Raw genomic sequence first — 360 nt, forward strand, 5'->3', positions numbered from 1 at the left:
GGGGATGGGTTGGGTGATGGAGGCGACGTACTGTTTGCTCCAGCGTCCAATCTGACGCTCAAAATAGTTGCCGGGCTTGCCGTAGCCAGCCAAGCCGCGCTCGGCAAACTTCACGGTGTGCAGGGCCGAGATTACGCGGTTCATCTCGTTGTAGATGGCGCCGCGCTCTTGGGTACTCATGCCCGGCAGGGACTGGTCCCACAGCACACGGCCCTGCATGAATTCCATGACATAAAAGGCGCGTCCGATGATGGATTCGTCTTCGCACAGGCAGTGCATTTGGGGCACCGGCACGTCAGTGCCGTGCAGGCCCTGCATGACTGCAAACTCGCGCTCCACCGCATGGGCGGAGGGCAGCAG

At 61.4% G+C, this 360-nt stretch carries 1 protein-coding gene; it reads right to left on the reverse strand.

Features of this window, described 5'->3' with window-relative positions; all coding sequences use genetic code 11:
• On the reverse strand, positions 1–360 hold a 360-nt coding region (locus AC1D1Y_RS26935), incomplete at both ends, for a phosphotransferase family protein (protein ID WP_477685030.1).

Source organism: Polaromonas sp. P1_G1 (genome assembly GCF_056405595.1).